A 14,168-nucleotide genomic window follows, 5' to 3' on the forward strand; every position below is an offset into this window, starting at 1 on the left:
GCCCCGAGGACCGTGCCGCGCCCCACGGCGACGTCGGCGCTCAGCTCGCCGGACCGGCGCTCCTCGAGCACGTCGCGGAACTTGCTCACCGCCTGCACGGCGTCGCCGTCGTGCAGGACCTTGCCCTTGTTGAGCAGCACGACGCGGTCGCACATCTCCTGCACCTGGCTGAGCGAGTGCGTGACGATGATGATCGTCTTGCCCTGCTCCTGGAACGAGCGGATGCGGTCGAGGCACTTGCGTTGGAAGGCCTCGTCGCCGACCGCCAGGACCTCGTCGACGAGGAGCACGTCCGGGTCGGTGTGCACGGCCACCGCGAAGGCGAGTCGGACGTACATGCCCGAGCTGTAGAACTTCACCTGGGTGTCGATGAAGTCGCCGATGCCGGAGAACGCGAGGATGTCGTCGAACCGCTCTTCGGTCTCCTTACGGCTCAGGCCGAGCAGCGCCGCGTTGAGGAAGACGTTCTCGCGGCCCGAGAGGTCCGGGTGGAAGCCGGCGCCGAGCTCGAGCAGGGCCGCCAGGCGTCCGCGGCGCGAGACCGTGCCGGACGTCGGCTGGATGATGCCGCCGATCGCCTTGAGCAGCGTCGACTTGCCGGAGCCGTTCTGCCCGATGAGCCCGACGGTCGTGCCCGCCTGGATCCGGACGCTGACGTCGTCGAGCGCCCAGAAGTCCTGCCGGTGCTTGCGGCCGGCCCGACCGAGCGTGACGATGCGCTCGCGGATGGTGTTGTCCTTGCGGACGGTGAACCGCTTGCGGACCCGGTCGATCACGATCACGTCGGGGCGTGCGTCCGACCGCGGCTGCGTCGAGGGTGCGACGGGGGTGCTGATGGCCATGGTCTAGAGCTCCTGCGCGAAGTTGCCCTGCAGCCGCGAGAACACGCGCTGCGCGCCGATCAGGCAGAACAGGCCGATCACGAACGCGATGCCGAGTCGGAGCATGAGGTGCTCGGGGTAGACGACGTCCTTCGGGTCGTGCAACCAGATCGCGTTCTGCATCCCGAGGACCGACAGGGTCAGGGGGTTGTTCGTGTAGACGGCGAGGATCCAGTCGACCTTGAGCCGGTCGACGACCATCGCGTACGAGTAGACGATCGGCGACGCCCAGAGGAGCACCATCAGGCCGACGTCGATGACGAACTGCACGTCGCGCAGGTACACGTTGAGCGCCGAGAGGACGAGACCGATCGCTGCGCCGTAGACCAGGATCACGAGCACCGACGGGATGAGGTAGACGAGTCCTTCGTGGAGGGGGAACACCCCGATCACGAGGGTGGCCGCGATGAGGATCGCGAACTGGATCACGTAGTTGACCAGCGCTGCGCCGACGCTGGCGAGCGGGAACACCTCGCGCGGGACGTAGACCTTCTTGATCAGCCCGCTGTTGCCGACGATCGAGCCGGTGGACCCCGCGACGATCTCGCTGAACAGCGTGTACGCGCTGAGTCCGGTGAAGACGTAGATCGCGAAGTTGTCGATGCCCTTGGCCGCGCCGAGGATCTGGCCCATGACGAAGTAGTAGATGAGCAGCTGTGTCAGCGGGCGGACCAGGGTCCACACGAACCCGAGCGCCGAGTCCTTGTAGCGCGCCTTGAGGTCGCGGCGAACGAGCATGCCGAGCATCTCGCGCTGCCGGAAGACGTCGCGGAGTTCGCGCCAGGTTCCGCGGATGGCACTCGTCGGAGCGCCGACCACGACCAGGGGCTCCTCCGCGAGCGCGGCCATGCGGGCTTGATCGACCATGTGTCTCTTCGTTCGTGGGGCGGGACCGGGACAGCATACTCGGCGGTCCTGCGGGGCGGGGCGCGCCCGGCGGACTGGACGACAGCCGTCGCGCACCCCCGTGCGGGGGTGAATATCGGCGATATCAACCCTCAACCTTCACTTTGGGGTTACCGTTGACGCAACCCGGACCCTTGTCAACAACCACAGGACGGCCCGTCAGCATGCCCCTCGCATCACGGCCGATCGCTGCGTTCGCGGTGGTCGGCGCGCTCAGTCTCCTCGCGGCCGGGTGCTCCTCCGGCGACGGCGGCTCCGATCCGACCGCGTCGCGCACTCCCTCGAGATCCGCCTCGGCCACGGCCACGCCGACCGCATCGGCACCGGCGGCGACGCCGAGCGACCCGACGTCGAGCGCGCCCGACGACGGGACGCCGACGGACGACGACACCCCCGGCGCCTTCCCGGGCTCGGGCCAGACCGCGCAGCCGGACCCCGACCCCGCCGGTTTCCCGGCCACCGCCGTCGTCACGTTCGCCGGGTGGGACACCGGCAGCCGGACGCTCCAGGCCGGCGGACTCGTCTCCGGCACGACGGACACGTCCGGCAGGTGCACCTTCACCGCGAAGAAGGGCGGCACGACCCGCACCGCCACCAGCTCCGCCGAAGCCAGCCCGAGCGCGGTCAACTGCGCGCAGGTCTCGTTCCCGTCCGCCCAGGTGTCCACCGGCACCTGGTCGATCACACTCACGTACTCGGTGGGGTCGAAGTCGACCACGTCCGACCCGATGACGGCGGAGGTGCCGTGATGCTGTCCATCCGAGACCACGGGCGGGGGCCTCGACCGCTGCGGTCCGCGCTCGCGCTCGTCGCAGCCCTCGCCGTCGCCGTGACCGGCCTGACCTTCGGCACTATCGCCGCCGAGCAGGCGACGACCCGGTCCGCCTCGGCCGCGACGGCCGGGGCGTTCGACCCCGGGTACATCATCAGCGACGCGAACTTCTACAACGGTTCCGCGATGAGTGCGTCGTCGGTGCAGTCGTTCCTCAACAGCGTCGCGCCGAACTGCCGGCAGGCGTCCGGCGGCCCGGCGTGCTTGAAGAACTTCTCGCAGAACATGAGCGGCATCGCCGCCGTGTCCGGCCGGTGCTCCGCGATCGGTGGTGGCGTGAAGTCCGCGGCGACGGTCATCGCCCAGGTCGGCGCCGCGTGCGGCATCAGCCAGAAGGTCCTGCTCGTGCTCCTCCAGAAGGAGCAGGGGATCGTCGCGACGAACAGCCCGACGAGCTACATGTACCTGCACGCCACCGGGTTCGCGTGCCCGGACACCGCCCCGTGCGACCCGAAGTACTACGGGTTCGGCCAGCAGGTGTACGCCGCCGCGCTGCAGTTCAAGCGGTACCAGGCCTCGCCGACCTCGTGGGCGTACCAGGCCGGCCGCAACAACTCGATCCTCTACAACCCGAACGCCGCGTGCGGACGGAAGACCGTCTACATCAAGAACCAGGCGACCGCCGGGCTGTACATCTACACGCCGTACACCCCGAACACCGCCGCGATGAACAACCTCTACGGCTCCGGCGACAGCTGCTCGGCGTACGGCAACCGCAACTTCTGGCGGATGTACACCGACTGGTTCGGCTCGCCCACGGGCGGTTCGTCGCCGATCGGCAGCGTCGACGGGGTGACGGGCGGCTTCGGACGCATCGTGCTCCGCGGCTGGGCCGCCGACCCGGACACCACGGCGCCGATCCGGGCGAACGTCTACGTCGACGGCGTGGGGAAGGCCTCGCTCACCGCGAACGTGCAGCGCCCGGACCTCGCCTCCCAGCTCGGTGCGAACAACACCGCGCACGGGTTCTCCTCGACGATCACCGGGCTCTCGTCCGGCAAGCACAACGTCTGCGTCTACGGCATCAACACCGGGCCCGGATCGAACGTCCTGCTCGCCTGCAACGACGTGAACGTCCTCGGTGGGAGCCCCACGGGCGTGATCGACGCCGCGACCGCGGTCGCCGGGACGCTCACGATCCGCGGCTGGGCCATCGACCGCGACACCGCCTCGGCGACGCAGGTCCAGGTCCGCGTCGGCGGCAAGGTCCTCGGGACGATGGACGCCGACCAGCAGAAGAACGGTCTCGACGCGGCGAAGCCGGGCTACGGCGACGAGCACGGCTACTCCGGCACCGTGAAGGGCTTCCCGGCGGGCACGAACACCGTGACCGTCCACGCGAAGGACCTCTCGACCGGCAAGTGGGTGCAGGTGGCGTCGAAGTCGGTCCAGCAGCCGACCGGGTACCCGTGGCTCGCCGTGGACGAGGTGTCGTCGAAGGCACCCGGGCAGCTCCTCGTGCGTGGCTGGGCGATCGACCCCGACACCACCGGTCCGGTGCGGATGGCCTTCTACCTCGACGGTGCGGGCATCGCATCGCCGTGGGCGGACCAGTACAAGCCCGGCCTGGACACGGCGAAGCCGGGCTTCGGCGACCAGCACGCGTACCGACTCGAGCAGACCGGCATCACGGCCGGCAAGCACAACCTGTGCATCATCGCGATCAACCAGGGTCCGGGGTCCTCGAACGCGAGCATCTGCAAGCCGTTCTCGACGCCCACGGGCCCGCCGAAGGTGACGGTCGACTCGGCGGTGTCCGCGGGCCTCGGCAAGGTCAGCGTCGCCGGGACCGCGTACGACCCGGACACGACGGCGTCGCTGTCGATGCGCTACACCGTCGACGGCAAGCAGGTCGCGACCGGCACCGCGAACGTCTCGGAGACCTCGTTCGGGAGCGGCCATCCGGGCTACGGCAACGCGCACGGGTACACCACGACGCTGGTCGGCATCGGACCCGGGAAGCACACGGTGTGCGCCGTCGCGAAGAACGTCGGCGGCGGGTCGGACGCGCAGACCTGCTCGAGCGTCACGGCGGCGTCGGGCGACCCGACCCTGCTGCTCGACGAGGTGTCCTCGCCGGCGGCCGGGCAGGTGAAGGTCCGCGGCTGGGCGATCGATCCCGACACCGCGGCCTCGATCCGCGTGCACCTGTACGTGGACGGCGTCGGCCGGGCGAACATCGCTGCCGACCAGACGAAGTCGCTCGGTGCCACCTACGCCGGCTTCGGGACGCAGCACGCCTTCAGCACCGTGCTGAGCGGTCAGCCGAGCGGCAGCACCGTGCAGATGTGCGCCTACGCGATCAACCAGGGCGCCGGGGGCAACACCTCCGTCTGCCGGAGCGTCACCGTGCGCTGAGTGCGCACGACCCCCTGACGGACGGGAGGCACGGTGCCAGCCGGCACCGTGCCTCCCGTCCGTCCACGGGTCGCGTCAGCGACGCAACGCGCGCCGTGCGACCTGCGTCGCCGTGTGCAGGGCGCGGTACTCGAAGGACCGCGTGAGGGCGTCGTACCGCTGGGCGATGGCGTCGCGTTCCTCCTCGGCCGTACGACGGCCGCGGTCGAAGCCGGCAGCGGCCGTCTCCGACGCGATGAGCCGCTCGTTGATGGCCTCGACCCCGGCACGGTGCACGTCGCGCTCCGCGGCGGTCGCGCGGAGCTCCTCGCGGAGCGCGGTCACCCAGCGGAGCATCGGCGACCGCGGACCGGTGCGACCACGGGCCGCGGCGACCACGCCGTCGAGGACGGGCCCGACCTGTGCGGCCCGCGCGCGGAAGGTGTGCCGGTCGAGCACCACGGCACGCAGGCGTCCGACGAGTGCGGAACGCTCGCCCTCGGGCAGCGACAGGGCACGTTCGAGCGACGGCGCGTCCGCGTACACGGGCACGTCGCCCAGCCCGAGTTCGTCGAGGCCGAGTGCGCAGTCGGTCACCGGCAGCGCACCGGCGGCGAGGGACTCGAACAGTCGGGAGTTGAGCGTGCCGAACTCGGCCGCGGGCGCGATCACGTCGTCGACCACGAACGCCGCCGCGCGGTACACCTCGGGCAACGCGAAGTAGGAGACGGCGTCGCGGAGCTCCACGCCGGGGGAGGGGTCGACGTGGCCGGCGTTCGCGGCGAACCACAGGATCGGCTGCGGCGGACGCACGGCCTCGAGCACGTCCTGCACGCGCCGCCGGACGCCCCAGAAGTTCACCGTGGTGACGGCGCGGTCCGAGCGGGGGCCGTCGTCGTCCGCCGTGAAGAGGTCGGTGTCCGCGGCGATGGGCACGACCTCGACCGGACCGGACCGGTGCTCGGCGACGGCGTCGCGCGCGATCGTCGAGGACGTCCACACCGAGTCGAACTCGTCGAGGTACGGCAGGGAAGCCCACTGCGCGGTCCAGTTGCGCACCCACGCCACGAGCGCCGTGCCCGCCGGGACCAGGCCCGGGACGAACGACTCGATCATGCTGACCAGGACGGCGGTGTCCGCGGGGACCTCCTCGGTCCAGCGCTCGATCGGCCAGAGCGCCACACCCCACCCGTCCGCGTGCAGGGCGCGCGCGAGCCCGAGTGCCACGAAGAGGTCGCCCTTGCCGGCGGTGACGTCGGCCGTCGACACCGCGAAGCGCACGGTGCCGCGCGGTCCCTCGGCACGCGTTCCGGCCGCGATCTCGGTGTACTCGGCCTCGAGCGGCGAGCGGGCGGGGTCGGTGGGGATGTGCGGGGTGGGCATCGTGTCATTCTGCACGACGCCCGGGGCGCGGACGGCGAAGGGCGCGCTCGGCCTTGTAGGGTGTCCTCGGCCGACGGCACGCTGGTGCCCGGCCACCGAACCACCACGCGTGCACGCGTGCGAGCTGCTGGAGGAACCGCGTGAGCGAGCGAAAGGCCGGAGTCGTCTCCGTCGTCCTGGTCAACTACAAGGGCACGGACGACACCCTCACGAGCATCGCGGAGCTCCGGAAGCAGGACTGGCCGCAAGACAAGCTCGAGGTCATCGTCGTCGAGAACGGCTCCGGGCCGGAGCACCTCGGCCGGCTCAAGGCGTCCGACCTCGACTTCACACTGGTCGACGCGGGCGCGAACCTCGGCTTCACGGGTGGGTGCAACCTCGGCGTCGCGAAGTCCTCCGGCGAGGTCGTCGCGTTCCTCAACAACGACGCCCGACCCGGCGTCGGCTGGGTGCGCGAGGCGATGGCGACGTTCGCGTCCGGTGCGGACATCGGCGCCGTCGCGTCGAAGGTCCTCGACTGGGAGGGCGTCAACGTCGACTTCACCGAGGCCGCGATGACCTGGTACGGCATGGGCTACAAGCCCTTCGCCGGCTCGCCGGACACCGGCCGCTGGGAGAGCGAGACCGACGTCCTGTTCGGCACCGGGGCGGCGATGTTCGTCCGCGCGGAGCTCTTCGAGCAGCTCGGCGGCTTCGACGACCGCTACTTCATGTTCTACGAGGACGTCGACCTCGGGTGGCGGCTCAACCTGCTCGGCTGGCGGTTCCGCTACCAGCCGAAGTCGGTGGCCTTCCACAAGCACCACGCGTCGATGAACAAGTTCGGCGACTTCCGCGAGACCTACCTGCTCGAGCGGAACGCGCTCTTCACCCTCTACAAGAACCTCGGCGACGAACAGCTCGCCGCAGCGCTCCCCGGGTCGCTCGCCCTCGCCGTCCGCCGTGCGGTCGGCCGCGGTGAGCTCGACTCGACCGAGCTCGACCTGCGCAACCCCGGTGATGACAGCGTCCCGACCATCCCGGTGCCGAAGACGAGCATGGCCGGCATCTACGGGGTCGACCAGTTCGTCGAGCAGCTCCCGTCGATGACCGAGTCGCGTCGACAGATCCAGGCGACCCGCGTCCGGAGCGACCGCGAGCTCCTCCGCCTCTTCGGCAACCGCGACGAGCCGGCGTACCCGATCGAGGACTACCTCGCCGGGTACGACAAGATCGTCCACTCCCTCGGGGTCCTCGAGGTCGGCACCCGCCGCCGCGTGCTCATCATCACGGGCGACGCGATCGGCGAGAAGATGGCCGGCCCGGCGATCCGAGCGACCCGGATGGCGAAGGAGCTCGCCAAGGAGCACGACGTCCGCGTCGTGAGCCTCACCCGTTCCGAGGAGATCGATCCCTCGTACGAGGTCGTCACGGTCCCGCACCGTCACCCGCGCCAGATGGTCGAGCACGAGGGCTGGGCCGACGTCATCGTCGTGCAGGGCCACGCACTCCGCCTGTTCCCGGTGCTCGAGTCGACGCGCAAGATCCTCGTCGTGGACGTCTACGACCCGCTGCACCTCGAGCAGCTCGAGCAGGGGCGCAGTGACGACGTCGACCAGTGGAACCGTCAGATCCTCGACGCGTCGGACACGCTGAACCACCAGCTCGAGCTCGGCGACTACTTCATCTGCGCATCCGAACGCCAGCGCATGTTCTGGCTCGGTCAGCTGGCCGGGTCCGGCCGGGTGAACGCCCGCACGTACTCCCGTGACCCCGACCTCCGGTCGCTCATCGGCGTCGTCCCGTTCGGCCTGTCGTCGACCCCGCCCGTGCACGACGTGCAGCGGGTGAAGGGCGTCGTTCCCGGTATCGGCAAGAACGACAAGCTCGTCGTCTGGGGCGGCGGCATCTACGACTGGTTCGACCCGATCACGCTCGTCCGGGCGATGGGCGAACTGGCGGCGCGGAAGCCGAGCGTGAAGCTCCTGTTCATGGGCGTGCAGCACCCGAACCCCGACGTCCCCGAGATGGACATCGTCGCGAAGGTCCGGGCCGAGGCCGACGCCCTGGGGCTCACCGGGAAGCACGTGTTCTTCAACGAGACGTGGATCCCGTACGAGGAGCGCGGCGCGTACCTGCTCGAGGCGGACGCGGGTGTCTCCACGCACTACGAGCACCTCGAGACGACCTTCTCGTTCCGCACCCGCATCCTCGACTACCTGTGGGCGCGGCTGCCGATCGTGACGACCGCGGGCGACTCCTTCGGCGACCTCGTGGCCGCGGAGAAGCTCGGCATCGCCGTGCACGAGCAGGACGTCACCGGACTCGCCGACGCGCTCGAGACCGCGCTCTTCGACAAGAAGGCCCGCGCGGAGTTCATCGGCAACGTCGACCGTGTGCGCGAGCAGTTCACCTGGGAGAACGTCCTCGCCCCGCTCGTCGAGTTCTGCCGCAACCCGATCCGGGCCGCGGACAAGTCCGTGCGCGACACCGGCTCGGCGGTCGTCCCGCACGAGATGCGTGTCCGTGTGCCCGACCGCAAGAAGCTCTACGGGGTGCGGCACGACCTCGGCCGCGCGGTGCACTACTTCCGCACCGAGGGCCCGCGGAGCGTCGCGGGCAAGATCAAGCGTCGGCTGCAGAACCGTTGAGCCGGCAGGACGCCAGCGCCCTCGTCGTCATCCCGACCTACGACGAGGCCGAGAACATCCGCACGATCATCGACGCCGTGCTCGGCGCGGTGCCGGACGCCCACGTGCTCGTCGTCGACGACGGCAGCCCCGACGGCACCGGGGACATCGTCCGCGCGATCGGGGCGGAGGACGACCGGGTGCACCTGCTCCAGCGCTCGGGCAAGCTCGGCCTCGGCTCCGCGTACGTCACCGGCTTCCGCTGGGGACTCGAGCGCGGGTACCCGCTGCTCGTCGAGATGGACGCCGACGGCTCCCACCCCGCCGACCGCCTGCCGGCGATGATCGACGCCGTCCGGTCGGACGCCGACGTGCTCCTCGCGATCGGGTCGCGCTGGGTCCGCGGGGGTTCCGTGGTGGACTGGCCGCTCCGGCGCGAGGTCCTGAGCCGGGGCGCGAACACCTACGCTCGGCTCGTGCTCGGCATCCGGGTGCACGACGTCACGGCGGGCTTCCGGGTGTACCGTGCCGAGGCGATCGCGGCGATGGACCTCGACGCGATCGACTCGAAGGGCTACTGCTTCCAGGTCGACATGACGCTCCGGGTGGACGCCCAGGGCGGTCGGATCGTCGAGGTGCCGATCCGCTTCCGCGACCGTCTGTACGGCGTGTCGAAGATGAGCGGCGGCATCGTGGTCGAGGCCATGCTCCGCGTCACGCAGTGGGGCTTCCAGCGTCGCTTCGGCCGTCGGCGGCCGTCCCGCGCGTAGCGACGCGCGGTCCCTCCTGCCCACCGCTCACGCCGTGGGCAGGAGGGCCGCCGCCTGCCGGCTCGGCCGCCGCCGGTTCAGACGCAGCTGACGTCGTGGTCCTGGGCGGCGGCGACGAACTGCGTCATCCGCACCTGGCTGCCCGCGGTGAGGCCCCCGGCCCCGCACGCCTGCTGCGCCGCCGCGACCCCGTCGTTCCCGACCGCGATCCAGCTCGGCAGCCGGTACAGCGGCGACGACGAGGTCACCGGTCCCGCGATCTGCGTGAACTGGGACTTCGTCGAGTAGAGCCCGACGGCCGTCACACCGGAGGCCTGCAGCGCGGCGACCATGCCCTCGAGGTCGGCGCGGTTCTGCTTCTGGTGGTCGGACGCGTCGGCTGCGTCGAGCCAGGAGAGGCTCGTCTCGACGTCGATCCACCAGCGGAACGCGGTGGGGGTGGGGACGCCCCGGGAGTGCGTGTCGTCCCAGGCGCGGGCGTACCCGTACATGTACGAGCAGGCGGCGTCGTACGCCTTGGCCACGCACGTTCCGTACGGGTTCGCGACCGTGACGCCCGCGGGGTAGGCGTTCGAGGACGGCCACACCGACGCGGCCTTGCCCGGGTTCGCCGCGAGCACGTAGAGCTGCGTGTCGGGCTGTGACGTCCCGCCGACCGAGTCCGCGGCCCAGGCGAGCTGCGGCGACAGGGAGGCGTTCGTCTGGTTGGGGAGCGAACCGTTCACCCCGACGATCCCGAACGCCTGGTCCGAGGGGTAGGCAGACGCCGACGATCCCTGCGGCCACGAGACGTCCGCCCCGAATCCGGACCCGCTCGACCCGTCCAGGAAGTACCCCGCGACGTCGAGGTGCAGCACCGCGGACCCCGTCGACGCCTTGACCTGCACGCGGCGGTCCACCGTCGAGCCAGTGACCGTCGAGCCGGTGACCTTCGACATGACGAGGTTGGCGACGGACTGCCCCGGCGTGAACACCTGCGTGGCGACCTGCGCGTCCGCCCCGGCCGGTGTGACCCGGAGGTACGCCGCCTTCGTCGGGCCGGTGACCTCGGCGTTGGCGACGACGGCCGTGGCGGTCCCGGGGACCCCGGCGGTGCCGGACAGACGGACGGTCTGCGTGGTGCTGCCGATGGTGCCGCCGTAGGCACGGGTGGTGTCGAGCGGGACGAACACGGAGCCGCTCGACGACGCCGAGTAGTAGCCGGAGACGTCGAGGTGGACGGTCGCGGAGCCGGTGTTGAGCCGGACCTGCGCGGCCCCGTCGGCGGAGAGCTTCACGATGGCGAGGTTCGCCAGCGCCTGCCCCTTCCCGAACAGCTGCGTCACGACGGACGGGTCCTGCCCGGCCGTGGTGAGCCGCACGTACCCGGCGGCGCTCGGGCTGCTGACCTGCACGTTCACGGCGACGGCGGTGGCGTCCGCCGGTACCCCGCCGACTCCGGCGAGCGGCACGACGGTCGGCGTGGTGCCGACCGTGCCGCCGAACACCCGGGTGGCGTCGAGGGGTGTGTAGGTGGCGCCGGATCCGTCGGCGTAGTAGCCGGCGACGTCGAAGTACCCGTTCGCGGTGCCCTTCGACAGCTTCGCCTGCACGGACCCGTCGACGAGTCGGACGGTGACGAGGTTCGCGATGGTCTGCCCGGCGGCGAAGTCCTGGGTGGCGACGGTGGCGTCCTTGCCGGCCGGGGTCACGCGGACGTACCCGGCGGCCGTCGGCTTGGCGACCTCGACGTTCACGACGACGGCCGTGGCGTCCGACGGGACGGCGCTCCCGGTGATCTTGACCACCGTCGGTGTCGTGCTGAGGCCACCGGACCAGACCCGGGTCGTGTCGATCGGCGTGTAGCGGCCGGTGGTCGGGGCCGCGGCCTGGGCGACGGCGGCCGGTGCGACCACTGCGAGCCCGGAGGCGACGACGACGGCGGTCAGGACGAGTGCGATGCGGCGACGCAGGCGCATGGGGCTCCCTCGGTCGGGCGGCCGTCCCCCTGACGGCCTCCCGCAGTCTAGGTGCAGGATGCAACGCGCGGGGAGCCGGGAGGTGACCGCCCGGAGGCGCGGCCTGCGTCGCGGGGGCGGGTCGCGCCTCCAGGCAGGTCGCCCGAGCGCGGCGCGCACGCGTGCGCGGGCGAGGAGCGCAGCGTGCGCGGGCGAGGAACAGCGCGCACGCGAGCGTGGGCGCGGGGCACGGAAGTGCCGTGGCGCCGACCGGGAGCGCGCTCAGGCGCGCGGCAGGTGCCGGCGCCACGAGCGCCGACGTGCCGCGACCACGAGCACGGTCACGAAGAACATCAGCCCCGCACCGTGCAGGAGGTAGCTCTCCGCCGTGCTCGTCACGGCGAGCAGCACCAGGACGGCCGCCGGCCACACGTAGGCGACGCCGGGGAACGTGGTCGCGGTCACCCACGCCCGCGCGAACGCGAGCAGCGCGGTGATGCCGAGGAGGATCGTCCCCGCGAGGCCGATCTGCAGCCAGGCGTCGACGAACGCGTTGAGCGCGGAGGTGAACCGCTGCCCGGCCGGGTCGATGAGCGTGACGTACGGCACCACGGCCTCCTGCGGCCACGTGCCCACCCAGCCCCAGCCCTGGATCGGGTACTGGGTCGTGAGGGTGCGGATCTGCGCCCAGAGGTCGAGCCGCGTCGCGGTCCCGCCGGCGGCACCGATCTCGGCGAGCACGCGGTGCCGACCGATGACGCCCACGACGATCATCGCGAGGACGGCGGCCCCGAGGACCGCGTTCACGACCGGTCGCGCGCTCGGTCGGGCGTGTCGCAACGCCCACAGGGCCAGCGCCGCGACGGCGAGGGCGATCATCGCGAGTCCGGTGATGGGGGACTGGACGAGCATCAGGGCGATCACCGCCAGCGCGGTCGACGCGACCGCCCGCCAGACGGTGACCGACCGGGTGAGGAACTCCACGACGAACGTGACGAGGGCCATCGCAGCGATGAAGCCCATGAAGTTGCGGGTCCCGCCGATGCCCTGGATCGGGCCGCCGTAGGCGATGTCGCCGCGGATCCCGAACGCCGGGAGCGGCACGTCGAGGACGAGGCCGGACAGCACCTCGAGGCCGAGTGCGGCGACGAGCAGGATGCGGAACGCGTCACCGGACGCGCGGATGACCTGCACGAGGTCGCGGCCGAGCGCGAGGTAGAGGCCGAGGCCGACGAAGCACACGGTGGCGGTCAGACCGCGGAGGGCCACCCACGAGTACTGGCTCCAGAGGACGCTCAGGGCGCAGTACCCGACGAACGCCAGGAGCGAGAGCGGCAGGACGCCGTGCCACTCGATCCGGTACCGCTGTCCGAGCAGGCTGAGCCCGGCGAGCACCACGAGCGTGACGAGCACCGCCCAGGTGCCCGCCGCGCCGACGATCGCGGTGACGGTGGGCTCGCCGAACGCGAAGAGGACGATCACGGTCGTGAGCGCCTGGCTGAACCGGCCGCCCGCGGAGAAGCCGATCCAGGCGGACAGGTAGCGGCGCGCCTGCACGCGTCTCGTCACCCGGCCGTCCGTCACCCGTCCATCTTCCCGTACCGCGGCCGGGTCCACGCGCGGACTGTCCGGACCGCTCTATCCACGATGCGCGATATCGACGTACGCTCACCTCATGGCGCGCAGCGAGCCGGCCCGGACCGCTCTCGCCGCCGTGCTCGTGGGCGCGGTCGTGACGTCCGTCGGCTGGTGGCGCCTCGGTCCCGTCGCCGCCCGGACGGTCTGGGCCGAGGACGGCGGGGTGTTCCTCCGCGAGCACCTCGAGCAGCCGTGGGACCTGCTGCGCCCGTACGCCGGGTACCTGCACCTCGTGCCCCGGGTCGTCGTCGGCGCTGCGTGGGCGCTGCCCGTCGAGCACTACGCGGTCGCCCTGTCGCTCGGCTCGTGCCTCGTCGTCGGGGGAGCGGCGGCCCTCGTCACCGTGCTCGCTCGCGACGTCGTCGGCCCCTGGCCGGTCCGGTTCCTGCTCGCCGCGGTGCCGGCGGTCCTCCCGCTCGCGCCCCACGAGATCGCGGGGAACGCGGCGAACCTCCACTGGTTCCTCCTCGCGCTCGCACCGTGGCTCCTCGCGTACCGGCCGCGCAGCTGGTGGGGCTCGACCGGGCTCGCCTTCGTGACCCTCGCCGTGGTGCTCACCGAACCGCTGACCGTGCTGTTCCTGCCGTTGCTCCTCCTCGGCTGGTCACCGACGCGACGGCGCGCGGGCCGGTCCCGCCACCGTGCGCACTCCGCATCGCGGTCGGGCCTGCGCCCCCTGCCGGCGACGCTCGCAGCGGTGCTCGGGGCGACGGCGCAGGTGGTCGTCGCGAGCACCGCGGAGCGCCGGGACACCGCGACGACACCACCACCCGTCGTCGACGTCCTGGCGGGCTGGCTGCTGCAGCCGCTCGGCGGCCTCCTCCGTCCCCGCGTCGGCGACGTGGTGCGCGCCGTGCTCGACCACGGCTGGTGGG

The 14,168-nt window shown here is 71.6% G+C and carries 10 protein-coding genes; 4 read left to right on the forward strand and 6 right to left on the reverse strand.

Features of this window, described 5'->3' with window-relative positions:
• From ACSW7Y_RS11065 to ACSW7Y_RS11075, 3 genes are all read right to left on the reverse strand, one after another.
• On the reverse strand, positions 1 to 842 hold an 842-nt coding region (locus ACSW7Y_RS11065; protein ID WP_438126337.1), incomplete at its 3' end, for an ABC transporter ATP-binding protein.
• Between the two features lie 3 nt (positions 843 to 845).
• Positions 846 to 1,748: an ABC transporter permease gene (locus ACSW7Y_RS11070; RefSeq protein ID WP_438126338.1), complete on the reverse strand. Its 903-nt coding sequence runs from the start codon at positions 1,746 to 1,748 to the stop codon at positions 846 to 848.
• Positions 1,749 to 1,872: 124 nt separating this feature from the next.
• Positions 1,873 to 2,505 (reverse strand): hypothetical protein, encoded by a 633-nt coding sequence (locus ACSW7Y_RS11075; RefSeq protein ID WP_438126339.1) that lies wholly within the window; start codon positions 2,503 to 2,505, stop codon positions 1,873 to 1,875.
• A 30-nt stretch (positions 2,506 to 2,535) separates the two neighbouring features.
• Between ACSW7Y_RS11075 and ACSW7Y_RS11080 the strand changes: the two genes are divergently transcribed.
• Positions 2,536 to 4,977, forward strand: a complete 2,442-nt coding sequence (locus ACSW7Y_RS11080) for a hypothetical protein (RefSeq protein WP_438126340.1) — start codon at positions 2,536 to 2,538, stop codon at positions 4,975 to 4,977.
• Between the two features lie 75 nt (positions 4,978 to 5,052).
• Here the strand turns inward: ACSW7Y_RS11080 and ACSW7Y_RS11085 are convergent, their stop codons facing one another.
• Entirely contained in the window at positions 5,053 to 6,339 is a 1,287-nt protein-coding gene (locus ACSW7Y_RS11085; protein WP_438126341.1) for a glycosyltransferase family protein, read from the reverse strand.
• A gap of 140 nt (positions 6,340 to 6,479) precedes the next feature.
• On the opposite strand from ACSW7Y_RS11085, the gene ACSW7Y_RS11090 reads away from it, so the two are divergent.
• Positions 6,480 to 8,969 (forward strand): glycosyltransferase, encoded by a 2,490-nt coding sequence (locus ACSW7Y_RS11090; RefSeq protein WP_438126342.1) that lies wholly within the window; start codon positions 6,480 to 6,482, stop codon positions 8,967 to 8,969.
• Positions 8,966 to 9,718, forward strand: coding sequence for a polyprenol monophosphomannose synthase (locus ACSW7Y_RS11095; RefSeq protein ID WP_438126343.1), 753 nt, complete (start codon positions 8,966 to 8,968; stop codon positions 9,716 to 9,718). The genes ACSW7Y_RS11090 and ACSW7Y_RS11095 overlap by 4 nt, the downstream gene beginning before the upstream one ends.
• Positions 9,719 to 9,795: 77 nt before the next feature.
• Here the strand turns inward: ACSW7Y_RS11095 and ACSW7Y_RS11100 are convergent, their stop codons facing one another.
• On the reverse strand, positions 9,796 to 11,676 hold the full coding sequence (locus ACSW7Y_RS11100) for a hypothetical protein (protein ID WP_438126344.1): 1,881 nt from the start codon (positions 11,674 to 11,676) through the stop codon (positions 9,796 to 9,798).
• A 261-nt stretch (positions 11,677 to 11,937) separates the two neighbouring features.
• Positions 11,938 to 13,239 (reverse strand): exopolysaccharide production protein, encoded by a 1,302-nt coding sequence (locus tag ACSW7Y_RS11105; RefSeq protein ID WP_438126345.1) that lies wholly within the window; start codon positions 13,237 to 13,239, stop codon positions 11,938 to 11,940.
• Positions 13,240 to 13,330: 91 nt separating this feature from the next.
• Here ACSW7Y_RS11105 and ACSW7Y_RS11110 point away from each other — a divergent pair.
• On the forward strand, positions 13,331 to 14,168 hold an 838-nt coding region (locus ACSW7Y_RS11110; RefSeq protein ID WP_438126346.1), incomplete at its 3' end, for a hypothetical protein.

Source organism: Curtobacterium flaccumfaciens (assembly GCF_051548005.1).
GTDB lineage: Bacteria > Actinomycetota > Actinomycetes > Actinomycetales > Microbacteriaceae > Curtobacterium.